Annotated in this window: 17 protein-coding genes and 1 tRNA gene; 16 read left to right on the forward strand and 2 right to left on the reverse strand. The window is 65.2% G+C overall.

Annotated elements, in window-relative coordinates; all coding sequences use genetic code 11:
• Positions 1-19: 19 nt before the first annotated feature.
• Positions 20-1,420 (forward strand): efflux transporter outer membrane subunit, encoded by a 1,401-nt coding sequence (locus ACEUCR_RS04930; RefSeq protein WP_408788458.1) that lies wholly within the window; start codon positions 20-22, stop codon positions 1,418-1,420.
• 24 nt (positions 1,421-1,444) lie between these two features.
• Here ACEUCR_RS04930 and ACEUCR_RS04935 read toward each other — a convergent pair whose 3' ends face one another.
• Complete coding sequence (locus ACEUCR_RS04935; RefSeq protein ID WP_042000043.1) at positions 1,445-2,338, reverse strand: LysR family transcriptional regulator; 894 nt, start codon at positions 2,336-2,338, stop codon at positions 1,445-1,447.
• Positions 2,339-2,662: 324 nt separating this feature from the next.
• Here ACEUCR_RS04935 and ACEUCR_RS04940 point away from each other — a divergent pair, with 324 nt between their 5' ends.
• From ACEUCR_RS04940 to ACEUCR_RS05000, 13 genes are all read left to right on the forward strand, one after another.
• Positions 2,663-3,568, forward strand: coding sequence for an alpha/beta hydrolase (locus ACEUCR_RS04940; protein WP_408788461.1), 906 nt, complete (start codon positions 2,663-2,665; stop codon positions 3,566-3,568).
• A 26-nt stretch (positions 3,569-3,594) separates the two neighbouring features.
• Positions 3,595-4,536, forward strand: coding sequence for an alpha/beta hydrolase (locus tag ACEUCR_RS04945; protein ID WP_408788464.1), 942 nt, complete (start codon positions 3,595-3,597; stop codon positions 4,534-4,536).
• A gap of 466 nt (positions 4,537-5,002) precedes the next feature.
• Complete coding sequence (locus ACEUCR_RS04950; protein ID WP_408788467.1) at positions 5,003-7,306, forward strand: tetratricopeptide repeat protein; 2,304 nt, start codon at positions 5,003-5,005, stop codon at positions 7,304-7,306.
• A 262-nt stretch (positions 7,307-7,568) separates the two neighbouring features.
• Positions 7,569-8,546: an AAA family ATPase gene (locus tag ACEUCR_RS04955; protein ID WP_456319338.1), complete on the forward strand. Its 978-nt coding sequence runs from the start codon at positions 7,569-7,571 to the stop codon at positions 8,544-8,546.
• Positions 8,547-8,554: 8 nt separating this feature from the next.
• Positions 8,555-9,511: a DUF58 domain-containing protein gene (locus ACEUCR_RS04960; RefSeq protein ID WP_408788470.1), complete on the forward strand. Its 957-nt coding sequence runs from the start codon at positions 8,555-8,557 to the stop codon at positions 9,509-9,511.
• Positions 9,508-10,011 (forward strand): DUF4381 domain-containing protein, encoded by a 504-nt coding sequence (locus ACEUCR_RS04965; protein WP_408788473.1) that lies wholly within the window; start codon positions 9,508-9,510, stop codon positions 10,009-10,011. The genes ACEUCR_RS04960 and ACEUCR_RS04965 overlap by 4 nt, the downstream gene beginning before the upstream one ends.
• The gene (locus ACEUCR_RS04970; protein ID WP_408788475.1) at positions 9,998-10,987 is read left to right on the forward strand and encodes a vWA domain-containing protein; all 990 of its coding nucleotides are present in this window, start codon (positions 9,998-10,000) and stop codon (positions 10,985-10,987) included. Before ACEUCR_RS04965 ends, ACEUCR_RS04970 begins: the two co-directional genes overlap by 14 nt.
• A complete protein-coding gene (locus ACEUCR_RS04975) occupies positions 10,984-12,585 on the forward strand; it encodes a VWA domain-containing protein (RefSeq protein WP_408788477.1) in 1,602 nt (533 codons plus the stop codon). The genes ACEUCR_RS04970 and ACEUCR_RS04975 overlap by 4 nt, the downstream gene beginning before the upstream one ends.
• Positions 12,582-13,943, forward strand: a complete 1,362-nt coding sequence (locus tag ACEUCR_RS04980; RefSeq protein ID WP_408788480.1) for a hypothetical protein — start codon at positions 12,582-12,584, stop codon at positions 13,941-13,943. The genes ACEUCR_RS04975 and ACEUCR_RS04980 overlap by 4 nt, the downstream gene beginning before the upstream one ends.
• A complete protein-coding gene (locus ACEUCR_RS04985) occupies positions 13,943-14,947 on the forward strand; it encodes an HAD family hydrolase (protein ID WP_408788482.1) in 1,005 nt (334 codons plus the stop codon). The genes ACEUCR_RS04980 and ACEUCR_RS04985 overlap by 1 nt, the downstream gene beginning before the upstream one ends.
• Before the next feature lie 116 nt (positions 14,948-15,063).
• Complete coding sequence (locus ACEUCR_RS04990) at positions 15,064-16,635, forward strand: arylsulfatase (protein WP_111875001.1); 1,572 nt, start codon at positions 15,064-15,066, stop codon at positions 16,633-16,635.
• A gap of 85 nt (positions 16,636-16,720) precedes the next feature.
• Positions 16,721-19,252: a fused MFS/spermidine synthase gene (locus ACEUCR_RS04995; protein WP_408788484.1), complete on the forward strand. Its 2,532-nt coding sequence runs from the start codon at positions 16,721-16,723 to the stop codon at positions 19,250-19,252.
• Between the two features lie 505 nt (positions 19,253-19,757).
• Positions 19,758-21,563, forward strand: a complete 1,806-nt coding sequence (locus tag ACEUCR_RS05000) for an amidohydrolase (protein WP_408788486.1) — start codon at positions 19,758-19,760, stop codon at positions 21,561-21,563.
• Positions 21,564-21,670: 107 nt separating this feature from the next.
• Here the strand turns inward: ACEUCR_RS05000 and ACEUCR_RS05005 are convergent.
• Positions 21,671-21,760: transfer RNA gene (locus ACEUCR_RS05005), tRNA-Ser, on the reverse strand.
• A gap of 281 nt (positions 21,761-22,041) precedes the next feature.
• On the opposite strand from ACEUCR_RS05005, the gene ACEUCR_RS05010 reads away from it, so the two are divergent.
• Both ACEUCR_RS05010 and ACEUCR_RS05015 read left to right on the forward strand, forming a co-directional pair.
• Complete coding sequence (locus ACEUCR_RS05010; protein ID WP_408789053.1) at positions 22,042-22,953, forward strand: L,D-transpeptidase family protein; 912 nt, start codon at positions 22,042-22,044, stop codon at positions 22,951-22,953.
• A gap of 8 nt (positions 22,954-22,961) precedes the next feature.
• Complete coding sequence (locus ACEUCR_RS05015; RefSeq protein WP_408788488.1) at positions 22,962-23,963, forward strand: DUF481 domain-containing protein; 1,002 nt, start codon at positions 22,962-22,964, stop codon at positions 23,961-23,963.
• Positions 23,964-24,153: the final 190 nt, after the last annotated feature.

Raw genomic sequence — 24,153 nt, forward strand, 5'->3', positions numbered from 1 at the left:
GAGACTCGCAATGGTGAACATGAAAAGACTCAGACTGCCCTGGTTCGGCCTCGCCCTGCTCCTCGGGGCCTGCGCCCAGCCAAGCCCCTATCACAGGGAAGATTATGCCCTGCCCGCCCAGTGGCAACAGCAAGATGCCCTGGCCGCGGCCCCGTCGTCCGGTCCCTGGTGGCGAGGCTTTCACGACCCGGCCCTCGACGCCCTGGTCGAGGCGGTGCTCGCCGCCAACACGGATCTCCACGTGGCGGGACTCAGGCTCAGGGGAGCACGCCTCGCCGCCGATCAGGCCGACACCAACCTGACCCCAGGGGTCAATGCCAGTCTGGATGCCAACGGCAACAAGAACCTCAAGAGCGGCGTCAGCAGCCACAGCATGGGCCCCACCCTGACCGTCAGCTATGAGCTGGACTTGTGGGGCAAGCTGGCGGCGGTGCGGGATCAGGCAAGCTGGGAGGCAGCCGCCAGCGCCGAGGATCTCGCCGCCACCCGCCAGAGCCTGATCCGCCAGGCCCTGCAGCAATACTGGCAACTCGGTTATCTCAATAGCGCCATCACCCTGGGGGAGCGTCAGCTCGCCAATCTCAGCGAGACACTGCGCCTGACCCGCGTCAAGTATGAGGCGGGCGCCGTGCCGCGCCTGGATCTGGTGCAGGCCAGCGCACAGCTCGCCGGCAAGCAGGCGGCCCAGGCCAGCCTGCGCAGCCAGAGGGTCGCGGCCAGCAATGCCCTGCTGCAGCTGCTCGGTCGCAACCGCGGGCCGGTGCCGTTCGAGCCAAATGGCCTGCCCCTGACCCCGATCCCGGCCATCGCCGTCGGCATCCCGGCCGATCTGCTGGCCCGACGCCCGGACGTGAAGGCCGCCGAGCTGCGCCTGCGCAAGACCCTCGCCAGGGGGGATGAGGTGCGCACCAGCTTCTACCCGGCCCTGACCCTGACCGGCAGCGCCAGCACCGCCTCGGACAGGCTGGCCCAGGTGCTGGAAAATCCGGTAGGCAGCCTGGGGGCCGCCCTGACCCTCCCCTTCCTCGAGTACAACAACAACCGGATCGCCGTCGCCAGCAGCGAGAACGACTACCAGATAGCCCAGGCCGAGTTTCGCCAGCGACTGTTCGATGCCCTGTTCGAGGTGGAGAACGCCCTGGCCGCCCGCCGCTATGGCGAGGCCCAGCTGACCCGTCTCACCCAGCAGCAAGGCTACGCCATCGAGGCGGATCGCCTGGCCCGGGTGCGCTACGAGGCGGGCAACAGCCCGGGACAGGAGTGGCTGGACGAGCAGAATCGCCGCTGGGATGCCGAGCTGGCCCTGCTCGCCCAGCAGCAGAGCCAGCTCAACACCATGGCGGATCTCTACCTGGCCCTGGGGGGGCGCGATGACCCCGCCAGGGACGCCACCGCTCAGGCGCAGGCGGCCACCCCCTGACCGTGGCGGCTCGGCCCTCAGGGATCAGCCTCTGTGCCTCAGCGCCTCGAGCAGCAGCGAAAACGCGGGGGATGCCTGCAATCGGCTGGTGTAGTAGAGGTGATAACCGGGATGCACCATGTTGTATCCGGCCAGCACCTCCTCCAGCCTTCCCGCCTGCAGATGGGGCTCGGCCATGCTCTGGGGGACATAGGCCAGCCCGTAGCCAGCCAGGGCGGCGTCCAGCACATTGCCTATGCTGTTGAACACCAGTGGCCCCTCCCCCCTGATCTTGAGCTCCCGCCCGCTCTCCATGAAGCTCCACGAGAAGAAGCCGCCATGGGTGGGCAGCCGCAGATTGATGCACTGGTGATGATTGGCCAGCTCCTGGGGTCGCTTGGGATGGCCCCTGAGTTGCAGGTAGTGAGGTGCCCCCACCACCATCATCTTGATGTCACCGCTGATGGGGATGGCAATCATGTCCCTGGCGATGAGCCCGCCCCGCCGGACACCGGCGTCGTAGCGCTCCGCGACTATGTCTACCCGGCCATAGTCCGTGGTCAGCTCAATCCGGATATCCGGATATTGATGCAGGAAGCCTTTGATCTTTGGCCAGAGCACCGCATTGATGGCGTACTCGTCCGCCGTGATGCGTATGGTCCCTGCCGGCTTGTCTCGCAACGCGGCAATCTGGGCCAGGCCGGCATCGAGCTGCTCCAGGGCCGGCCCCACCAGAGCCATCAGGCGTTCACCGGTTTCGGTGGGGGTGACGCTGCGGGTGGTGCGGGAGAGCAACTTGAGCCCCAACCGCTGTTCCAGGTTTTTCACCGTTTGACTGATCGCCGACTGGGAGGTATTCAGCTTGCCTGCGGCCCGGGTGAAACTCTGCTCCCGTGCGACCGCCATGAAGGCGGCCAGTTCATTGAGGTTTTCTTTCATGATTGATAAGAAATGAAGATAGAAGACTTCTGATTATATCCATCAACCGATTCATCACCGCACTCTGAAGCGCGGTGCAATGGCCCGGGCCAGTCCCCAACAACCTCTCCATATCCGAACCAGCTCCCCCTGCCCCCGATTGCCTGACGCCAAAAGCACGGGACATCTGCGCTATCGCGCGCCTCACCGGCGAGGACCATGCCATCATTGATAAGAAATCAGTATTAAAGCATTCAGATTATCCTGGCTAATCAGATCACCCTCGGGGGGATATGCTCCCTTCACTGCCAATCGATGGCGTTTTGTCCACCCGAGGAAAAACTGATGCATGCAGTCCGCTTTGCCAATCCCCCGCTCGTCATGGCCGGTCATCTCCATATGCCAGCCAGCCTTCAGCCCGGTGTCCGCTACCCGGCCATCGTCTGCGTCCACCCCTCTGGCGGCGTCAAGGAGCAGACGGCCGGGCTTTACGCCGCCAGGCTGGCCGAGGCCGGTTTCATTGCCCTGGCCTTCGACGCCAGCTACCAGGGTGAAAGCGGCGGTGAGCCAAGGCAACTTGAAAATCCCTATGCCCGCGTCGAAGACATCAGCGCGGCCGTCGATTACCTCACGACGCTGGAGTGGGTCGACAGCGGCCGCATCGGGGTCATGGGCATCTGCGCCGGTGGGGGCTATGCCGCCCACGCCGCCATGATGGATACCCGCATCCAGGCCATCGGCACTGTCAGCGCAGTGAACTACGGCCAGATGTACCGACAGGGCTGGGAAAACAGCGCCAAGCCACAGGAGTGCCTGGCGCTGCGCGACCTGGCGATGGCGGCCCGCACCGCAGAGGCCAATGGTGAAGCGATCCAGTATCTGCCCACCACGCCCGAGCGCCCCGAGGATGCCCCGCACCCCGATCTCGCCGAAGCGTTCGACTACTACCGCACCGACCGTGCCCGACACGGCAATGCGCCCAGCAAGCTGCCCACCCGCAGCCTGGCACAACTGGTGACCTACGATGCCTTCAGCAAGGTGGAGCTGTTCCTCACCCAGCCACTGCTGGTCATCGCCGGCAGTGACGCAGGCACCCGCTGGATGAGTGAAGCGCTGCACCAAAGGGCCGCCAGCCAGGAGAAGGAGCTGCTGATTGTCGAGGGCGGTACCCACATCGGCATGTACGACCTGCCGCACCTGGTCGAGGCTGCCATGGACAAACTGGCGCCTTTCTACAAGACACACCTGTAACCCCATATCCCTGAGAGGAGAACCCCATGACGACGATGCAATCCGTTACGTTCAAGAACCGCACCTGGGATCTGGCCGCCACCCTGCGCCTGCCCGAGGACTTCGATGCCGGCAAGCAGTATGCGGCCATCATCTGCGCCCACCCCATCAGCAGTTGCAAGGAGCAAACCGCTGGCGCCATCTATGGCGAAGCACTCAGCAAGGCGGGTTTCATTACCCTGGCGTTTGATGCTTCCACCCAGGGCGCCAGCGGCGGCGAGCCGCGCTTTAGCGAAGACCCCGCCACCCGCGTCGAAGACTTTCGCTGCGCGGTGGACTACCTGGTTACCCTGCCCTACGTCGATGAGGAGAGGATCGGCGTACTGGGGGTGTGCGGCGGCGGCGCCTATGCGGCCAATGTCGCCATGACAGAGAAACGCATCAAGGCCGTGGGCACTGTGGTTGCCACCAACTACGGCCGCATGATGCGTGACGGCGACACTTCACCCGATGCCGCCCTCAAGACCTTGGCGCTCATCGGCAAGCAGCGCACCGCCGAGGCGCGCGGCGCCGACCCCCTGATAGTGGGTTACATCCCCTTCGCCAACCGGGGGGAGTGCGAGCGGGCAGGCATCAAGGACGTGGACATGCTGCAAGCCATCGACTACTACCTGACGCCGCGCGGCCAGCAGCCGGGCTCCCCCAACAAGCTGCGCCTCACCAGTGCGGGTGCTGCCCTGGGCTGGGATGCCTTCCACCTGGCCGAAGTGCTGCTGACCCAGCCCCTGCACGTGGTCTTTGGCGCCGTGCCTGGTGCCTTCGGCTCTTATGCCGATGGCCAGGAGCTGTATCGCCGCGCCCGCTCGGCGCACAAGACGATGCAGATGGTGCCCGGGGCCAGCCATTACGATCTGTACGACCAGCCCGAGGCCACCGGTCAGGCCCTGGCGCAACTGGTGCCCTTCTTCCAGCAGCATCTGGGCGCGTGATAGGGTGGCCGCCCGAGTCCTGTTCTGGACCATGTAGACAGGCGTGCTGATCTTGAGCCGTCATATCCTGTTGCCCCCATCGTTTGGGGGCGACAGATCTCGCCCTGGCGTTCGACGGGCGCTTTCACAATCCGCGCCCTGCTGGCCCGGGCGGCATGTCACGAGGCGGTTCAATCAACGGCAGGAGATGAACGAATGGCCGTCCAGACCAGACAGCGGCTGGCTCCTCAGACGGGTCTGCACATCAGGTTGCCATTTAGCACTTGATGCTGTTGGCGCTTAGTGATAGTTAAATAATCAGAAAAATCAATCATGTCGGACACATGACCACGCCAGCGACCTCGATGCCGAGCGGCAGGGGAGCACCATCCCGGACACAGGCAAGCCGCCAGAGCCGGGGTGATACAGGATCAAGGAGCGATCAGTGAGGGAGAGGCGTTATCAGGGCGGGTTGCCGCGCAGGGTCATGACATGCTTGTTATCCGCCCTCTGGGGGGGGCTCTTGTGCATCGCCACCCTGGCCCATGCCGCAGCGGAGCCGGCCAGCCCAGGTCAGCTCCCTCGGCTGGCCGCCAAGGCCGAGGGCTATGCCGCCGAGGCGAGCTGCCTTGGCTGTCACGACAGCCAGGTGGCCCAATGGAAGGGGTCCGACCATGCCTGGGCCATGCGCCACGCCACCCCTGACAACGTACTGGGGGATTTCAACGACGCCCATTTCGACGAGGCTGACGTCAAGGCCCGCTTCTTTCGCAAGGGAGAGGACTATTTCGTCAATCTCGAGGGGGAAGATGGCAAGCCGGTTGACGTCAAAATCCTCTACACCTTCGGCCATGATCCCTTGCAGCAATACCTGGTCGCCCTCTCCCGCGGCCGCCTGCAAGCCCTGACCCTGGCCTGGGACAGCCGCCCGAAGGAGGAAGGCGGACAACGCTGGTTCTCCCTCTATCCCGGCCAGCGCTTTGCCACCAGCGATCCCCTGCACTGGACTGGCCGCTACCAGAACTGGAACGCCATGTGCGCGGATTGCCACTCCACCGCCCTCGACAAGGGCTACGACGACAAGAGCGACAGCTTCACCACCACCTGGCACGAGCAGACCGTCGGCTGCCAGGCCTGCCACGGCCCGAGCCAGAGCCATGTGACCTGGGCCAATCAGCACAAGGCGGGCGGCAGCGCCAAGGCACCGGATGATCACTATGGTCTCGGCGTCGACACCAGAGCGCTCGACAGCAAGGGGCAGGTGGAGCAGTGCGCCTTCTGCCACAGCCGGCGTCAAGGGCTGGGGACCGGTCAGCAGCCGGGTCATCCGCAACTGGATCAGAGCCTGCCCACCACGCTGCGGGCCTCCCTCTATCATGCGGATGGCCAGATAGATGGCGAGGTTTACGAGTTTGACTCCTTCGTGCAGAGCAAGATGTCCGCCGCCGGGGTGGGCTGCACCGATTGCCACAATCCCCACACCACCAAGATCAAGCTGGAGGGTAACGGCCTCTGCCTCCAGTGCCACAACCCCCAGCCCCCGGCGAGCCGCTTCCCGAGCCTGCAGGCCAGGGAGTACGACAGCAAGGCCCACCATCACCATGAGCCAGGCAGCGCCGGGGCACAGTGCGTCAACTGCCACATGCCGACCAAGACCTACATGGTGGTCGACCCGCGCCGTGACCACAGCCTGCGCATCCCCCGCCCCGATCTGGCGGCCAGGACAGGAAGCCCGGATGCCTGTACCGCCTGTCATCAGGACAAGGAGCCCGCCTGGGCGGCCAAGGCCATCGACACCTGGTATGGCAAACCCAAACGCCCACCCCACTACGGGGAGAGCTTCCATGCCGTGCGTAGCGGCCAGGGCTCCCCCCTTGCCCTGCTCCCTCCCTTGCTGGCGGACAAGAGCAAACCTGCCATAGTGCGGGCCACCGCGGCCGAGCAGCTGGCCGATCTCGGCTTGCCTGCCATCCCTGAGCTGCGTCTCGCCCTCAAGGACGACAGTGCCCTGGTGCGGGCCTATGCCGTCTCTGGCTTTGCCAACACGCCCCCCATGGCGCGACTCGACGACCTCCTGCCCTTGCTGCGGGACCCGACCCTGGCGGTGCGGGACGAGGCCATTCGGGCTCTCGCCGACATACCGCCGGAGCGCTTGCCCGAGGCCGAGCGGGCAGGATTCCAGCACCTGCTTGCCGACTATGAGCGGCGCCTGCGTGGCAATGCGGATCTGCCGGGTGGTCGCCTCAATCTGGCGGTGCTGCTCTCGCGCCAGGGGCGCCAGCAGGAGGCGATGGACGAGTATCGCCAGGCCCTTAGGATGGATCCCTACTTCGTGCCGGCCCGGGTCAATCTGGTGACCCTCGCCAGCGCGGCCCAGCAGCTGGATGAAGCGGAAACCCTGCTGCGCGACGGCGTCGCCCTGGACAAGATGCCGGTCGCCGACCATGGCAATCTCGCCTACATGCTGGCGCTGCTGCTGGTGGAGCGGGGCAAGGCCGAAGAGGCGGTCGACTGGCTGGACAAGGCCGCCGCCGAACTGCCTGGCAACGTGCGGATCCGCTACAACCAGGGTCTGCTGCTCTCCCAGCTGAACCGGCGCGAGGAGGCGCTGGCAGCCCTGCGGGCGGGGCTGGCGCAGGCGCCGGACGATCCCGACTTGCTCTACACCCTGATCTACCTCCATGCCATTGCCGGTGAACAGGAGGAAGCCTTCGGATACGTCAAGCGGATGCGCAAGGCAGCCCCGCAGGATCCCAGGCTGCTGGCCATCGAACCCTACTGGACCAAATGATCCTCGAAATGGGGAGCATTCGTACCCCATTTCGCGCCCCCCTGGCGACCTGGCCTGGCGCAAACCAGGCATCTGCGTCAGCACTTGGCGTCACAAATGGGTAATTGAGAAACGGTAATGTTCTCACTACGATAGCGCCGAGATGCTGTGTTATGGTTGTTCAGTTGTTAACAAAAAGCTTGTTAGTCTGGATCTGACGGATCATCGCGCCGCCCCATGGGGATGCCGTCGATGAGCGAACCTCACTCTGCCAAGGAATGCAATGGTGACGACACGCGAACAGATTGCCCAGCTGGAGGCCAATGTCGCCGAGCTGGTATTCGGCCAGGCCGATACCATACGCCACGTGCTGCTTGGGCTCCTGGCCAACGGCCATGTGTTGCTGGAGAGCCTGCCCGGGCTCGCCAAGACCCGCACCGTCAAGGCACTGGCGACCCACCTTGATGCGCAGATGAGCCGCATCCAGTTCACCCCGGATCTGCTGCCCTCTGACATCACAGGGGGCGAAATCCTCCAGCAAACCCCCAGCGGCAACCAGATCCGCTTCCAGCAGGGCCCCTTGTTTGGCAACGTCATCCTGGCCGACGAGATCAACCGCGCCCCCGCCAAGGTGCAGGCCGCCCTGCTCGAAGCCATGGAGGAGCGCCAGATCACGGTGGCGGGGCATAGCTACCCCATGCCTTCTCTGTTCATGGTGCTGGCCACCCAGAACCCCATAGAGCAGGAGGGTACCTATCCGTTGCCGGAGGCCCAGATGGACCGCTTCCTGATGAAGCTGCAACTGGACTATCCGAAGGTGGAGGACGAGATCCGCATCCTGCGCCTGATCCGGGGCGAGGATCGGCAGCAGGCGGGGGAACATCCCCAACCGAGCCACCTGCCCCAGGAGGTCATCTTCGCGGCGAGGCGCGAGGTGGCAGCCATCCATGTCTCCGAGGCCATCGACACCTACCTGATGGCCCTCATCAATGCCACTCGCCACCCGGCCGAGGTGGATGCCGACCTCGCCCGCTGGATCGCCATCGGCGCCAGCCCGCGGGGCGGGATCAGCCTGGACAGGGTCGCCCGGGCGCAAGCCTGGCTGTCAGGGCGCGACTTCGTCTCGCCCGATGACGTTCGCGCCGTGGTGCACCCTGTGCTGCGCCACCGGCTGCAGCTCTCCTACGATGCCATCGCCGACGGGGTCAACGGGGATGATGTCATCGACCGACTGCTCGACAAGGTGGCCATTCCGGCCTAGGGAGCACCATGACAGCAGAGACGGACCTGCGCTCGCCAGATGGCTTCGTATATGCCTCCCTTCCCCAGCTAATGGCGCTGGAGCACCACAGCCGCGGGCTCAGCTTCCTCTCCCGCCAGCCCCTGTCGAGCATTCTCTCGGGTGCCCATGCCTCCCGCCTGCGGGGGCGCGGTCTGAGCTTCGACGAGCTGCGCAACTACACCCCGGGGGATGATCTTCGTCACCTGGACGCACGCGCCACCCTGCGTTACGGCAAACCCTTCGTGCGCACCTTTACCGAGGAGCGCGACCGCCCGACCCTGCTGCTGGTGGATCAGCGGATGAACATGTATTTCGGCTCCCGTCACTGCTTCAAGTCGGTGGCGGCGGCCCAGCTGGCCTCCCTCTGCGCCTGGATGGCATTTCATGCCGGCGACAGGGTCGGCGGCCTGGTCTTTGGCGATGAGACCCTGGAGCATATCCGCCCCCAGCGCAGCCGCGCCCGCATCGAAGCCCTGTGCGCCGCCGTGATCCGTGCCAATCACGCCCTCCATGCCGCCCTGCCGGAGGCCGGCCAGCCGGACAGGCTAGATACGGTATTGCGCCACTGCCTCGCCAGTGCCGGCCACGACCACCTCATCTGCATCATCAGCGACTTCGCCGGTGCCGGCGATCAGACCTTGCAGCTGCTGCGCCAGCTCAGCGCCCACAACGACGTGATCGCCATGCAGGTCTATGACCCCATCGCCCTGCAATTCCCCGACAAGGGCAGGATCACCATCACCCAGGGCTCGGTACAACGGGAGCTGCAGGTGGACAAGCGCCAGGTGCACGGGCCGCTCGGCGACTTCCTCTCCGGTCGCCTGCGGGACGTGGCAGAGCTGCTGCGTCGCAGTCGGGTGCCCCTGATGATGTTCAGCACGGGGGAGGAGGTGCTGGGGCAATTGCGCCTGGAGCTCGGCCGCCTGACCGGGAGCGCGCGATGACGGCCCAGATCCCCAGCATCAGTCAACTCAAGGAGCTGGCCATCCCCACGCCCCCGGTCAGCTATCTGCCCCAGACCTGGGGCTGGCTGCTGTTGCTGCTGATCGTCCTCTCCCTGCTCCTGCTCTGGGGAGGGCGCCGCTGGTGGCAATGGCGGCGCGATCGCTACCGCCGGGAGGCGCAGGCACGGCTAGAGGCGCTGCGTCTTTCCCTCGCCGACCCCCAATCCCGCCTGGCGGCCCTGCGGGCACTGCCCGGTCTGCTCAAGCGGGTGGCGATCTCCATGCCCGGCGGCGAGGGCGCCCGGCCGCTCGGTGGCGACGCCTGGATGGCATTCCTGACCCGCAGCGCCCCCTTCCCCCTGCCCTCCCAATTTGCAGAGGATCTGTTTACCCTGGCCTATGCCCCGTCCAGCCGGGTGCTGGACATCCCCCACGGCCGCATCGATGAGATCTTCCAGCTCAGCCGACGCTGGATAGGAGAGCATCATGTGGCAGTTTGACGCCCCCTGGGCACTGCTCCTGCTGCCCCTGCCCTGGCTGGCCTACCGCTATCTGCCCCCCTATCGCGCCGCCCGCAGTGCCCTGCGCGTGCCCTTCTTCGCCGCCATGGATCAGGCCCTTGGCCAGTCTCCCCGCACCCTGGGCGGGGGACGCTGGCAGCTTGGTCTCAACCTGCTGGTCTGGGCGCTGCTGGTGACGGCCTGCGCCCGCCCCGTGCTGATCGAGCCCCCCATTCGCCATGACAGCCCCACCCGCGACATCATGCTGGCCATCGACATCTCCCAGTCCATGGAGACCCGGGATTACACCACCCCGGATGGCCGCCAGAGCGATCGCCTGAGCGCGGTGAAGGGGGCGGTGCAGGACTTCATCCAGCGCCGCAAGGAGGATCGCCTCGGCCTCATCGTCTTTGGCACCGGCGCCTACCCCCAGGCGCCGCTGACCCTGGATCACGCCAGCCTGCAACTGCTGCTCGATGAGGTCGGCATCGGCATGGCGGGCCCCAATACGGCGCTCGGGGATGCCATTGGCCTGGCCATCAAGCTGCTGGAGAAGACCCGGGAGCAAGAGAAGGTGCTGATCCTGCTGACGGACGGCAATGACACCGGCAGCGCCATCACCCCGGTCCACGCCGCCCAGCTGGCCCGCGACCGGGGGATCAGGGTGCACACCATTGGCATAGGCGATCCGGCGGCCAGCGGCGATGCCAAGGTCGACTTGCAGGTGCTGATGGAGATCGCCAACACCACGGGCGGGCGTTTCTTCAGGGCCGACGATCGCCAGGCACTGCACGCTGTCTATGCCGCCCTGGACGAGCTGACCCCCCATAGGGTGAAGACCTTCAGCCACCAGCCCAAGCGCGACCTGTTCTGGTGGCCCCTGGGGGCCAGCCTGCTGTTGCTGCTGGTGTGCCACCTCCTGGCCGCCCTGCTCGGCAGGCGCATGCCCCCCTCCCGTATCGAGGAGGAGTCATGACAATCGATCTGGCGGCCTTCCATTTCCTGCGCCCCCTCTGGCTGCTGCTGATGGTGCCGGGGATAGTGCTGCCGCTGCTCTGGCTGCGTCGCCACGACATCAAGCGGCAGCTGCGCGGCATCATAGCCCCCCATCTGGTGGCATCCCTGGTCATCACCCCGGCAAGGGAGCGTACCCTGCACCCCATACACCTGCTGGCCAGCCTGCTGGTACTGGGGGGGCTGGCCGCCGCCGGCCCCACCTGGCAACAAGATATCCCCGATTTCCTCGACGATCGGGCCCCGCTCATCCTCGCCGTGGATCTCTCCGCCTCCATGGATGCCGATGACGTACCGCCGACCCGGCTCGCCGCCATCCGCCACAAGCTGCACGACCTCATCCAGCGCCGGGCCGGTGCCCGCACCGCCCTCATCGCCTATGCCGGCAGCGCTCACCTGGTGTTGCCCGCGACCGAGGATCCCGCCCTGCTGGACACCTTCGTCCAGGCGCTGGCCACCGATCTGATGCCCAGTCCCGGCAAGGACGTGCTGGGGGTGATCGATGAGGCCCAGCGCTTGCTGGCCGCCGAGCACTCCCCCGGCACCCTGGTCCTGCTGACCGATGGCGCCGACCCCAGCCAGTTTGATGCCATCGGCAAGCGCCTCGCGGGCAGCCAGCTTCAGGTGCTGGTCCTGGCGGTGGGCAGCCAGGATGGCACCCTGCTCCGCGATGCGAAGGGTCAGCCCCGCACAGGGCCTGACGGCCGCCCCCTGGTGAGCCGCTTCGACGAGGCCGCCCTCAAGGGGCTGGCCAGCGCCGCCAATGCCCCCCTGGGCAGCCTGACCCTAGGCGATGACGATCTCGACTGGATTGGGCTGCACGCCCAGCAGCATTTTCAGGCGGCCCAGGGAGATGATCAGCAGATCCACTGGCAGGATGCCGGTTACTGGCTGTGCTGGCCCCTGGCACTGATCGCCCTGTGCTGCGTGCGCCGGGGCTGGCAGGTGCACTGGCTGGGGGGCGTGTTGCTGATGCTGCTCCTGGGCGCAGCCCCGGCGCCAGCGCACGCCAACGCCCTGGCCGACGCTTTCTTCACCCCGGATCAACAGGGCCGCTGGGCCTTCGAGCAGGGCCACTACCCCGAGGCGGCGGCCCATTTCAAGGACCCCTACTGGAAAGGGCTCTCGGCCTACCTGGCCGCCGACTTCGATCTCGCCCAGGCCAGCCTCGCCCGGCTGGACACGGCCAATGCCTATTTCTACCTCGGCAACACCTATGTAAAGCTGTTCAAGTTCCCGGAGGCGATCCTCGCCTATCAGCAGGCCCTGAAGCAGCAACCCGACTTCCCCGAGGCCAAGGCCAACCTGGCGTTGGCCCGGGCGCTCCAGCAGGATCACCAGGATCAGCAGGAGGCCGGCACGCCGGATGAGAAGGCCGACCAGACCCTGGAGGACCAGACCCCTTCCAAGGGCGGCAAGGCGCAACAGCAGCAGACCCCCCAGGCCAGCTCGGATCAGCTCTGGCTCGACAACCTCAGCACCTCGCCGGCCCAGTTCCTCAGGCGCAAGTTCCTGCTGCAGGATGCGGCCAGCACGCGCACGCCGGAGCCTGCCCCATGAGAGCCCTGCTGATCATCCTGCTGCTCGGCCTCGGTGCCCTTGCCCAGGCAGCCGAGCCCGAGGTCCGCATTCGGAGCAGGCTGGTGCCCGCCGACGGCGTGAGCGTGGGCGGCACCCTCAAGCTTGAAGTGGATCTGCTGGTGGACACCTGGTTTACCGCCGCCCCCGTGCTGGCCCCCCTCCAGCTGGCGGGGGCCGTGGTTGCTCCCCCCAGCAGCGAGGCCAGCCATCTGACCGAGCAGATCGATGGCAAGACCTTCTTTGGCATGAGGTTCACCTACCGCATCACCCCTCAGCTTGCCCAGACATTCGAGATACCCCCCCTGCAGTTCCAGGTTCAGCCCGGGCAGGGCACGGGGCCGGTCAGCCTCGGCAGCCCCGCCCTGAGCTTCCAGGCCAGGGCCCTGCCTCATGGGGGCAAGACACCCCAGCTGGTCGCCAACGAGGTGCGCTTCACCCAGCAGATCCAGCGCTCTCACACCCCGCTGCGGGTGGGTGACAGCGTGCAGCGTCAGCTGCGCATCGAAGCGGAGGGGGCCCAGGCCATGTTGCTGCCGGTGCCGCACTTCGCGGCGGTGAAGGGGCTCAGGCGTTATGTGCAGACCCCCAGTGTGATGGCCATGGACGACGGGCGCGGGACCACCACGGGGGGCGTGCGCGAGGACAAGGCCACCTATGTGGTCGAGCAGAGCGGCCACTTCACCCTGCCCCCCATCCGGCTTATCTGGTGGGATGCAGGCAGCGGCCAGTCCCGGGAGCTGACGATCCCCGAGGTCGCCCTGAGCGCGGCGGCGGGCACCTATCAGGCCCCCTTCTCCATCAGCGAGGATCTGCACGCCCTGGGGCAACAGGCCCGCATCACCCTGGCCGGTCAGGGAGCGCTGCTCGCTGGCCTGGGTCTGATGGCGGTCGCCCTCCTCTGGCTGGGGCGGCCCCGGCTGCAAGTATTGTGGCACCGCCTCCAGACATGGCGAACACATCGCCGGCTCGCCTGGCTCGACTCCCCCGACTACGCACTGCGCCTCGCACGCACCCAGTTGCGGCAGCAACCCGCCGAGCTGGGCGGACTCTATCTCTGGGTGAGGCGGCGCAGCGGGCTGCTGGCCATTGCCCCCTTGCTGAAGAGCGGCCCGACGAGTCGCCTCCACCCTGTGCTAGCCTTCTTCAGACTCAACTACGGCCTTGACAACAAGCCCTCGGGAGTGGACGCCACCGCCGACCTCGCCGAGCAGATAGTGCCGGCCCTCGAAGGGGCCATGATGGAAGCAACCGATCGCCGATCCCGGCCCCATGCCTTGCAACCACTGAATCCTGGGCTGGATGAACCGGATCATCGTCGTCATACAAGGAGGTCATAATGCGTCATCCCCCCATGCTGTCGTTCATGCGCTGGTGTGCCTTGCTGCTGCTCGTACTGCCCTTGCTGGCACGGGCCGCCGATCCGCTCCCCTCCTGGCAGGATGGCCCCTCGCGCCAGGCCATCGAGGCCTTCGTCACCGCGGTGACGACGGAAGGGGGCAAGGATTATGTGGCCCCCGCCGAGCGGATCGCCGTGTTCGACAATGACGGCACCCTGTGGAGCGAGCAGCCCGCCTATTTCCAGGTGCTGTTTGCCCTGTCCGAGCTCAAGCGGATGGCGCCTGAGCACCCGGAATGGAAACAACAGCAGCCCTTCAAGGCCGCCCTGGAGGGGGATCAGCAGACCCTGGCCAAGAGCGGCATGGCGGGCCTGCTCCAGATAGTGCTCGCCACCCACAGCGGCATGAGCTCGGCGCAGTTCATCCAGAATGCCCGGCATTGGCTCGACACCGCCCGCCACCCCACCACGGGGCGCCGTTTCACCGAGATGGTGTTCCAGCCCATGCTGGAGCTGCTCGATTACCTGCGGGCCAACGGCTTCAAGACCTACATAGTGTCGGGGGGCGAGGTGGTCTTCATGCGCGCCTTCGCCGAGGAGGTGTACGGCATCCCCCCCGAGCAGGTGATAGGCACCACCCTCGGCAGCCGCTTCGAGGAGAAGGCGGGTCGCCTCAGCATCCAGCGTCTGCCCAAGCTGGTGCACAACGACGATGGGGTCGGCAAGCCGGAGAGCATAGACCGCATCATAGGTCGCCGCCCCCTCTTCGCCTTTGGCAACTCGGATGGCGACCTGCAGATGCTGCAATGGACCATGGCGGGGCCAGGCAAGCGCTTCGCCGGTCTGGTGCATCACACCGATGCCAAACGGGAATGGGCCTATGACAGGAACAGCAAGGTTGGACGCCTGGACAAGGCGTTGAGTGCAGCGAACAGGGGTAACTGGACCGTCGTGGACATGGCCAGAGAGTGGCGCCGTGTCTATCCGTTCGAGTCGCCCAGGTAGCGTAAGGAAGTGCAAGCAGAAAGGGCCGCAGGATGTCTCGGGATGACACGCCGTCATCAGCTTTCCGGCACTCGCCGTCGCGGACAAGGAATGTAGCGTGATATGGAGAAACAACTATGACATTTGCAAGAAAATGGATGCCCGGGCTGGCACTGTCCATCGCGACGGCCCTGGGGGCCTCGGCCGCCATGGCGGCAGACAAGCCCAACATCCTGGTGATCTTCGGTGACGACGTTGGTCAGACCAACATCAGCGCCTATGGCAAGGGGGTCGTCGGTTATCAGACTCCCAACATCGACCGCATCGCCAAGGAAGGCATGATGTTCACCGACTATTACGCGGAGAACAGCTGCACGGCGGGACGCTCGACCTTCATCACGGGTCAGACCATCTTCCGGACCGGTCTGTCCAAGGTGGGTCTGCCCGGCGTGCCTGTCGGATTGCAGGCCCGTGATGTCACCATAGCCCAGGCCCTCAAGTCCCACGGCTACGCTACCGGCCAGTTCGGCAAGAACCACCTGGGGGATCGTGACGAGTACCTGCCGACCGCCCATGGCTTCGACGAGTTCTTCGGCAACCTCTACCACCTCAATGCCGAGGAAGAGCCGGAGCGCGAGTGGTGGCCAAAGGATGACGAAAAATTCGTCAAGAGCGCCTCGCCGCGTGGGGTCATCCACTCCACCGCGGACGGCAAGATCGAGGACACGGGTCCGCTGAACAAGAAGCGCATGGAGACCATAGACGACGAAACCACCCAGGCCGCCATCAACTTCATGGAGAAGCAGGTCAAGGCCGACAAGCCCTTCTTCGTCTGGATGAACACCACCCGCATGCACCTCTTCACCCATGTCCGGGACTCCATGAAGGGGCAGAGCGGCATGCCGGGCAACGAGTATGCCGACGGCATGATCGAGCACGATGGCCATGTGGGGCAGATCCTCAAGGCGGTGGACGACCTGAAGATCGCGGACAACACCATAGTGGTGTACACCACGGACAACGGGCCGAACCAGTTCTCCTGGCCGGATGCCGCCACCACGCCGTTCCGCAACGAGAAGAACTCCAACTGGGAAGGGGCCTACCGGGTACCCGCCATGGTGCGCTGGCCGGGCCACATCAAGCCGGACACTGTCTCTACCGAGATGTTCTCCGGTCTTGACTGGTTCCCGACCCTGCTGGCCGCTGTGGGTGACACCGACATCAAGGAGAGACTGCTCAAGGGTACCGATCTCGGTGGCAAGAACTTCAAGGTGCACCTGGACGGCTTCAACCAGCTGGATTACATCACCGGCAAGGCCGACAAGGGGGCTCGCGACGAGTTCTACTACTTCAACGACGATACCGACCTGGTGGCCATGCGCTTTGGCAACTGGAAGGTGGTGTTCTGCGAGCAGCGCATCCCGGGCGGCATGAGGGTATGGAGCGAGCCTTTCGTCTGCCTGCGCTTGCCGAAGATCTTCAACCTGCGCATGGATCCGTACGAGCGGGCCGACATCGTCTCCGATCAGTACTATGACATGCTGACCAAGAACGTCTTCATCACGGAACAGGCGACCCAGCGGGCCGCGGCCTTCCTGCAGACCTTCGTGGACTACCCGCCCAGCCAGCGTCCTGCCAGCTTCAGCATCGACCAGATCCGCGCCAATGTGGACAAGCAGATCGAAGCCAAGATGAACCAAAAACAATAAGTATCGTGCCAGGTGCCCGCCCCGGCGGGCACCTTTTTCTCTCTTCTGCTCGTGCGGAATAGTCCCGCCCGATAAGGCTCATTCGATGTCCAAAGCCGCCCATTCCCCCGTTGCCAACCGCCGTGACAAGGTGGAAGTCTCCTCCCGTCAACGGGCCTCTTTGAAAATGCTGCTTCCCGCCGCTCTCCTGTTCGCCTCCGGCGGTGCGGCCCTGATTTACCAGGTACTCTGGGTCAAACAACTCTCTCTGGTGGTGGGGGTGGAGGTCTATGCCGTCACCACCGGCATCAGTGCCTTTTTTGCCGGCCTTGCCCTCGGTGGTCTCTATTTCGGTCGCAGAGCCGACCGGCTGCAGGATCCGGTGCGCCTCTACGCCTGGCTCGAGCTGACCGTGGCGCTGCTCGGCGTTGGAGCCACCTTGGCCCTCTCCCACGTGGCCGAGCCGTTCGCTCGCCTGGAAGCGAGTCTGGGCCTGCTCGCCTGGGTGCTGCCCTTCGTGCTGGTCGGCCTGCCCGCCGTGCTGATGGGGGGTACCCTGCCGGTCCTGGTGCGTGCCCTGACCCCTGCCAGTGACAGGGTGGCGAGCGCCGGGGGCGGCCTCTATGCGGCCAACACCGCAGGGGCCATCCTCGGCACCCTGCTGACCGCCTTCCTGCTGCTGCCCTGGCTCGGTGTCCATGGCAGCGCCTTCGCCGCCGCCACCCTGAATCTGCTGGCCGCCCTCGGGGCCTGGCTCTGGTGTCGCAAGGCGCGCTCGCCCCTCCCCCTCGCCCCGCCCCAGGACAGCCCCTCACCCCGGGCCAGAGTGGCCATCGCCCTCTATTGCGTGGCCGGGGGCATAGCCCTGGGCTACGAGGTGGTCTGGAGCCAGTCCATAGTGCAGTTCATGAGCACCCGCACCTTTGCGTTCGCCGTGGTTCTGGCCACCTATCTCACCGGCCTGATGCTCGGCAGCGCCCTCTATGCGAGGCGAGCCGAGCGCATCCAGAACCCCTGGGGCCTGTTTGGCCTGCTGATCACCGCGGCCGGCCTGCTGGCGCTGTTGCAGGTGGCCGGCCTCGGCCGCTGGCTCGTGATGGCCCAATCCCAGATGGAGCTCTGGGCCCTGCAAGTGACCGGCAACGAGCTGGCCGGCATGTGTGCCCGCTTCCTCACCGTGGCCCTCTCCACCGTCTTCCTCCCCACCACACTGCTCGGCGCCGCCTTTCCACTGGCCCTGCGGCTGGCGGCCACCAGCTCGCAGATAGGGCGGGACGTGGGCACCCTGGTGGCCCTCAACACCCTGGGGGGCATCGCCGGGGTCGCCCTGACCGGCTTCCTGCTCATCCCGAGCCTTGGTCTGGTGCGCACCCTGGCACTCCTGGCCGTGCTGGCGGCCCTGCTTGGCTGCATTGCGACCTGGCAGAGCCCGGCTCCTCGCCGCTACCTGGCCGGGGCCACACTGGCCATGACGCTGATGACGATCCTCCTCGGCGCGCTCACACCACCACAGCGGCTGGCCGAGCTGTTGCCCGGGGCCAGAAACGGACACCTTGCCTACTACCATGAGGGCAAGGGGGGCACTGTGGCCGTCGTCACCCAGGGGCAGGGGGATCGCCGCTTCCAGCGTCTCTACATTCAGGGGGTCTCGAACACCGGGGATGCCATGCCCTCGCTGCGCTACATGCGGCTGCAAGCCTTGCTGCCGCTGCTGATCCACGGCCAGCAGCCGGATTCGGCCCTGGTCATCGGGTTTGGCACCGGCATCACGGCCGGCGCCATGCTGCGCGACCCCGGCCTAACCCGCCCCGTGGTGGCCGAGCTGCTGCCTGAGGTGCTGGAAGCCGCCCCCATCTTCAAGGGCAACTACGATGCCGTCCATGATCCGCGCCTCGACATCAGGCTGCGGGACGGGCGACGGGAGCTGCTGCGCAGCGACGAGCAGTACGATCTCATCACCCTGGAGCCGCCACCCCCCTCGGCGGCCGGGGTGGTGAACCTCTACTCCCGTGACTTCTATCAGCTGGCCGCCCGGCGCCTGCATCGGGGGGGCATGGTGGCCCAGTGGTTGCCGCTGCCCACCCAGAACAGCGAGGAGAGTCGCTCCCTGGTGCGCAGCTTCGTGGAGGTCTTTCCTCACGCCACCCTGTGGACGACCGAGTTTCACGAGATGCTGTTGATAGGATCCCTCGACCCGCTGGCGCTGGATGTCCCCCGGATAAGGGCGCGCTTCGCCGAGCCCGGGGTGACCGCGGCCCTGGCCGACGTCGGCATAGACACACCCGCCGCCCTGCTGGCCACCTGGGTCACGGACAGGGATGGCCTGCTGCGCTTTGCCGGTGATGCCCTGCCGGTCACCGATGACTGGCCGCGCATCGAATACGCCCCCTGGGTCAGGCGCAACGAGATCACCCGGGTGCTGCCCGAACTGCTGGCGCTGCGCTCACCGCCCCCGCTACAGCAGGCAGATGCGGCCTTCAAGGGAGAGGTCGAGCGCCAGTGGCAGTCGCTGGATCACTTCTACTCGGTGGCCTTCTATGCCTATCAGGGAGACAGGGGCGCCTGGGCGCGCGGGGTCGGCCAGATGACCCCAGAGGAGCGGGCCAACCCCTACTACCGCTGGTTTATCGGTCACTGACCCTCAGGCCAGTCCGTCGGGCTGGCCTGCTCTGGACACAGCCCTGCCTGACCCTGTGCGGCCCGATCAGGGCGCCGGATCAGCCTCGTTTTTTGTGATGGTGACGACACGACAACCCCGGCCATGGCGTAGCCTGGAGAGTCGCTGCAGCCGCGTAGCGCACCATAGCCACCTCTTCTTTGATACGGACGGTTCAACCGGCCGATCGAGGTTACGCTTTGGCTGCGATGGGGGTTGCCCTGAGACTGGCCAACAAGCAGCAGGTGCTTGACGTGCACACTGTCACTGCGCAGACACGAGACACGACGGTGATCCCATGCTGGAGTGGCAAGGCCCGGGAAGAGGGGGCGCTCTGAACCGGTGTGGAGGCTCAGATGAATTTCGCTGCTGTGTCACATTGGAGCAGGGCATATCCTTGTATATTCAGCATATTCCCTTCACAACGCGCCTGATTGGACAACTGCGGTGAGCCATCCCAGTGACCTGTCGGCATGGAGCATGTCACATGAACATCACCCCTATCGCCATCGCATTGCTGGCGGCCAGTTCGGCCCATGCCGCCAGCCCAGCCAACTCCACCGCCCAGACCATTTATCTCGGTGGCGATATCGTTACCGTCAATGATGCGGCGCCGACGGCGCAGGCGCTGGCCATCAGGGATGGCCGCATTCTGGCGCTGGGCAGCGAGCGCGACATCCTCACGCTGCGTGATGGCGAAACCCGGGTAGTCGACCTGCAGGGCAAGACCCTGATCCCGGGCTTTATCGATGCCCATGGTCACGTGTTCAACACCGGGATCCAGGCGCTCTCCGCCAATCTGCTGGCCCCGCCGGATGGAGCAGTGACCAGCATTGCGACCCTGCAACAATCGCTGCGAAACTGGGTCGCCAAACCGCAAAACAGGGAGCACGGGATCATTCTGGGTTTCGGTTATGACGACTCCCAGCTCAAGGAGGGGCGCCACCCCACCCGTCAGGAGCTCGATGCCGTGTCGCAAGAGCTCCCGGTGCTCATCATCCATCAGTCTGGCCACCTTGCCACCCTCAACAGCAAGGCACTGGCGCTGGCCGGATTCGGGCCCGACAGCCAGGATCCAGAAGGGGGCAAGATCCGCCGTGAAGCGGACGGCAAGACGCCCAATGGGGTACTGGAGGAGACGGCCTTCTTTGGCACCTTGCTGCCGATGTTCGCCAACTTGAACGACAGGGAAAACGAGGCGATTTTCAAGGCAGGCATGACACTCTATGCCAGCTTCGGTTACACCACGGCCCAGGAGGGGCGCGCCTCCACCTCAGCGGTCAAGACCATGTACCAGCTGGCCCAGAAAGCCAGGCTGCCCCTGGATGTCGCGGCCTATCCCGATATCCAGATTGCGCGGGATGTCATCGCCCCGCCCTACTACTCCAGCCACTACCTGAACGGGTTCCGGGTCGCGGGAGCCAAGCTCAACCTCGATGGCTCCCCTCAGGACAAGACCGCCTGGCTGACCCAGCCCTATTTCGTGCCCCCTGCCGGACAAAAGGCCGATTACAAGGGCTATCCCAGCATGAGCGACGAACAGGCAGCCCACTACATCGAACTGGCCCAGCGCAACGGTTGGCAGCTGCTCACCCACGTCAACGGTGATGCGGCCATCGATCAGCTGCTCAAGGGGATTGAGGCCAGCGAGAAGCAACATGGCAAGCCGGATCGCGGCTTTGTCGCCATCCATGCCCAGACCGCCCGCAAGGATCAGGTCGCCTCGTTCCAGCGACTCGGCATCTTCCCCTCCTTCTTTCCGATGCATACCTTCTACTGGGGGGATTGGCACAGTGACTCCGTGCTTGGCAAGGAGCGGGCACAGCATATCTCTCCCACCGGATGGGCGCGCGAACTGGGGATGATCTTCACCTCGCACCACGACTCCCCCGTGGCGTTGCCTGATGCCATGCGGGTCTATTATTCGACCGTCAACCGGATCAGCCGTACCGGACGCCCCATCGGGCCGGATCAACGGGTCTCCGCCCTGGATGGACTGAAGGCCCAGACCCTGTGGGCGGCGACCCAATACAAGGAGGAGCACGACAAGGGGTCGCTGGAAGTCGGCAAGCTGGCGGACATGGTGGTGCTCTCGGCCAATCCGCTCAAGGTCAAGCCCGAGACTTTGGCCGATATCCGGATCGAAGAGACGATAAAGGAGGGGGTCTCCATCTACCAACGTGACGGGCAGAGCGCTCAGGAATCGACCGCCTGCACGGATTCCACTCGCTGCAGCGCTGTCGCTACCACTGCCATGGTGGCCGCAGGCCTATTGCATCATCAGCCACACTAGGCCGGAGCATGGCCTGATGCTCAGATACGCTGGGCCATGGCTTGGCCAAGCCAGAGCAAGAAATGCAAAAGGCCCGGTCGAGTCATCGACCGGGCCTTTTCAAAAGATGGCGGAGAGACAGGGATTCGAACCCTGGGTGGCATTGCTGCCACAATTGATTTCGAGTCAATCCCGTTCGGCCACTCCGGCATCTCTCCGTGGCGGCTATTCTGACTCACTCCCGGCGCGAAGATCAATCTCAATCTCTTTGAAGATCAACCGACTGGATAGAAATACGCCATCCTGGGCGGCTCGCTGCGCCAGGGCCTCTTCCCTCGCCAGACGACAAGCTTGACCTGACTGGCTCCCAACTCGGCCCGGGCAGGGGCGCCCCCTCCCCGCCTCGACTGCCGGGCTGGCTTTCACGGCCCGATTGGTTGACAATTTCGACCTCAATTTCCCCTCCCAGAGGGACCCGTTTCGACGACTTGGACTCATGATGCTCAACTTGCGTATTCTGCTGCCGCTCCTGACCGCCTGCTGGGCAGGCTCTGCCCTCGCCACCCGTTATCCCCTGCCCGAGGCCAACAGCCGCCTCATCGGCGCCCCCGAAGACTACATAGTGCAACAGGGGGATCACCTGGAATTGATCGGGGCACGCACCCAGACAGGTTTCCTCGCTCTGCTGGAGGCCAATCCCGGGGTCGACCCCTATCTGCCCAAGCCAGGCACCCGCCTGACCCTGCCGACCCAGATGCTGCTGCCGGACGTACCGCGGGAGGGGATCGTCATCAACCTGCCGGAACTGCGGCTCTATTACTTCCCCAAGGGCAAGGCAGAGGTAGTGGTGCTGCCCATCGGCATAGGCGACATAGGCCGCGAAACCCCGGAAATGACCACCACAGTCATCGCCAAAAACCCGAATCCCACCTGGACCCCCGGCCCCATGGTGCGCAAGTCCTGGCTGGAGCAAAAGGGCATAGACCTGCCCGCCGTGGTGCCCCCCGGCCCGGACAATCCCCTTGGCAAATTCGCCATGCGATTGGGGTATGGCAACAAGGACTACCTCATCCACGGCACCAACAAGGCGTTCGGCGTGGGGTTGAGGGTCAGCGCCGGCTGCATCCGGCTGCGTCCCGATGACATCGAGTCCCTGTTTGCCATGGTGCCGCTCGGTACCCAGGTTCGCGTCATCAACCAGCCGGTCAAGGGTGCCATCGAGCCCGACGGCAGCCGCTGGCTGGAGGTGCACTCCCCCCTGTCTCGCACCGAACTCGAGCTGGAGCAAGGCGCCCCCCTGGTGCTGAGCCCGGCGGTCAAGGGCTTTATCGACGCCCCCGAGGTCGATGCGGGTCAGGCCAGCCTGGCGCTGGAACGCAAGATCGGCATGCCGCTGCTGGTGGGTGGCTGAGCCGCGCCATGATGAACTCTGTGACCCGGCTGCGGCCCCTGCTCATTCTCTGCCTCCTGCTGGGGGCCTGCCCGCTCCATGGCGCCGACATCCTCTGGATGCACAACGGCGATCGCCTGAGCGGCAAGGTCGAGGAGATGACCGACAAGATGGTGCGCATCAAGCTGCCCTATGGCCAGCCCCTCACCATAGAGCGCAGCGCCATCATGCGCTGGCGGCTCGACAAGCCCTACAAGCCCAAGCCGACCGCCAAGGGGGGGATAGACTTCAGCCCCCTCGGGAATGCCGAGCGCACCTGGCACATGACGGGCAACGGCGACGTCAACATCAAGCTCAAGAGCAACACCAGCAGGAGCAATGACGTCAACCTCAAGGGCAATCTGGAGGTCGCCAACATGGATTGGCGTTACACCCTGGAGGGGGAATACAACTACGAAACCACGGACGGCAAGACCGACAACCATGACTACCAGCTCAAGCCCATCGTCGATGTTTTCTTCGATCAGAACTGGTTCTGGCGCAGCTCGCTGGATTACGAGTACGACCTGATCGACACCAACTACCTCTCTCTGGACCTTGGTTCTGGCCCGGGCTACCGCTTCTGGAACGACAAGAAGCGCCGCCTCGAACTCATCGCCCAGGGCGGGGTACGTCACGCCTATTGGAGTGATGACAACGACGCCATCATGGAACTGTTTGGCAAGCTGCACGCCTCCTACCCCTTCGCCAACCTCGGCTGGGACTATCGCCAACCTGTCTGGAACGAGCAGGTCGAACTGTTTAGCAAGGGCACCTATATCAAGTACCTGGATCAGGACACGCCGCTGTTTACCCTCAACCAGAGCGTCAACGGCAGCATCGGCATGCGCTACTACTTCAACGACAACGTGCGCCTCTCCTGGTCCAGCGAGCTCGACTGGGACGACGCCTGGTTCAATGGGCCCGATGGCCGGATTGGCATAGATGGCAAGGAGTGGCGGCAATACATCAGCCTGGGGGCCAGCTTCTAGGGGCGCCGCCCCTCATCCGGGCAGCCGCCATGAACCTCTGTGGTCGAGACGGCGCGCGTGCCGAGCTCGCCCCAGACGTTGTGCTCAGCCGGTCTTGACCCAGGTCTGGATGAAGCGCCGTTGGCCGCTCCCGCCAGCCTCGGCCCCCCATCCAGACAGGCTGGCTTCCCCTTCTCTCCCGCCTAGCGGG

Source organism: Aeromonas bivalvium (assembly GCF_046078285.1).
Lineage (GTDB): Bacteria > Pseudomonadota > Gammaproteobacteria > Enterobacterales > Aeromonadaceae > Aeromonas > Aeromonas bivalvium.

Excerpts from the sequence above, each read along its gene's own strand:
- ACEUCR_RS04930 (WP_408788458.1), top strand. The coding sequence starts at position 20 with ATGAAAAGACTCAGACTGCCCTGGTTCGGCCTCGCCCTGCTCCTCGGG.
- ACEUCR_RS04935 (WP_042000043.1), bottom strand. The coding sequence starts at position 2,338 with ATGAAAGAAAACCTCAATGAACTGGCCGCCTTCATGGCGGTCGCACGG.
- ACEUCR_RS04940 (WP_408788461.1), top strand. The coding sequence starts at position 2,663 with ATGCATGCAGTCCGCTTTGCCAATCCCCCGCTCGTCATGGCCGGTCAT.
- ACEUCR_RS04945 (WP_408788464.1), top strand. The coding sequence starts at position 3,595 with ATGACGACGATGCAATCCGTTACGTTCAAGAACCGCACCTGGGATCTG.
- ACEUCR_RS04950 (WP_408788467.1), top strand. The coding sequence starts at position 5,003 with ATGACATGCTTGTTATCCGCCCTCTGGGGGGGGCTCTTGTGCATCGCC.
- ACEUCR_RS04955 (WP_456319338.1), top strand. The coding sequence starts at position 7,569 with ATGGTGACGACACGCGAACAGATTGCCCAGCTGGAGGCCAATGTCGCC.
- ACEUCR_RS04960 (WP_408788470.1), top strand. The coding sequence starts at position 8,555 with ATGACAGCAGAGACGGACCTGCGCTCGCCAGATGGCTTCGTATATGCC.
- ACEUCR_RS04965 (WP_408788473.1), top strand. The coding sequence starts at position 9,508 with ATGACGGCCCAGATCCCCAGCATCAGTCAACTCAAGGAGCTGGCCATC.
- ACEUCR_RS04970 (WP_408788475.1), top strand. The coding sequence starts at position 9,998 with ATGTGGCAGTTTGACGCCCCCTGGGCACTGCTCCTGCTGCCCCTGCCC.
- ACEUCR_RS04975 (WP_408788477.1), top strand. The coding sequence starts at position 10,984 with ATGACAATCGATCTGGCGGCCTTCCATTTCCTGCGCCCCCTCTGGCTG.
- ACEUCR_RS04980 (WP_408788480.1), top strand. The coding sequence starts at position 12,582 with ATGAGAGCCCTGCTGATCATCCTGCTGCTCGGCCTCGGTGCCCTTGCC.
- ACEUCR_RS04985 (WP_408788482.1), top strand. The coding sequence starts at position 13,943 with ATGCGTCATCCCCCCATGCTGTCGTTCATGCGCTGGTGTGCCTTGCTG.
- ACEUCR_RS04990 (WP_111875001.1), top strand. The coding sequence starts at position 15,064 with ATGACATTTGCAAGAAAATGGATGCCCGGGCTGGCACTGTCCATCGCG.
- ACEUCR_RS04995 (WP_408788484.1), top strand. The coding sequence starts at position 16,721 with ATGTCCAAAGCCGCCCATTCCCCCGTTGCCAACCGCCGTGACAAGGTG.
- ACEUCR_RS05000 (WP_408788486.1), top strand. The coding sequence starts at position 19,758 with ATGAACATCACCCCTATCGCCATCGCATTGCTGGCGGCCAGTTCGGCC.
- ACEUCR_RS05010 (WP_408789053.1), top strand. The coding sequence starts at position 22,042 with ATGCTCAACTTGCGTATTCTGCTGCCGCTCCTGACCGCCTGCTGGGCA.
- ACEUCR_RS05015 (WP_408788488.1), top strand. The coding sequence starts at position 22,962 with ATGATGAACTCTGTGACCCGGCTGCGGCCCCTGCTCATTCTCTGCCTC.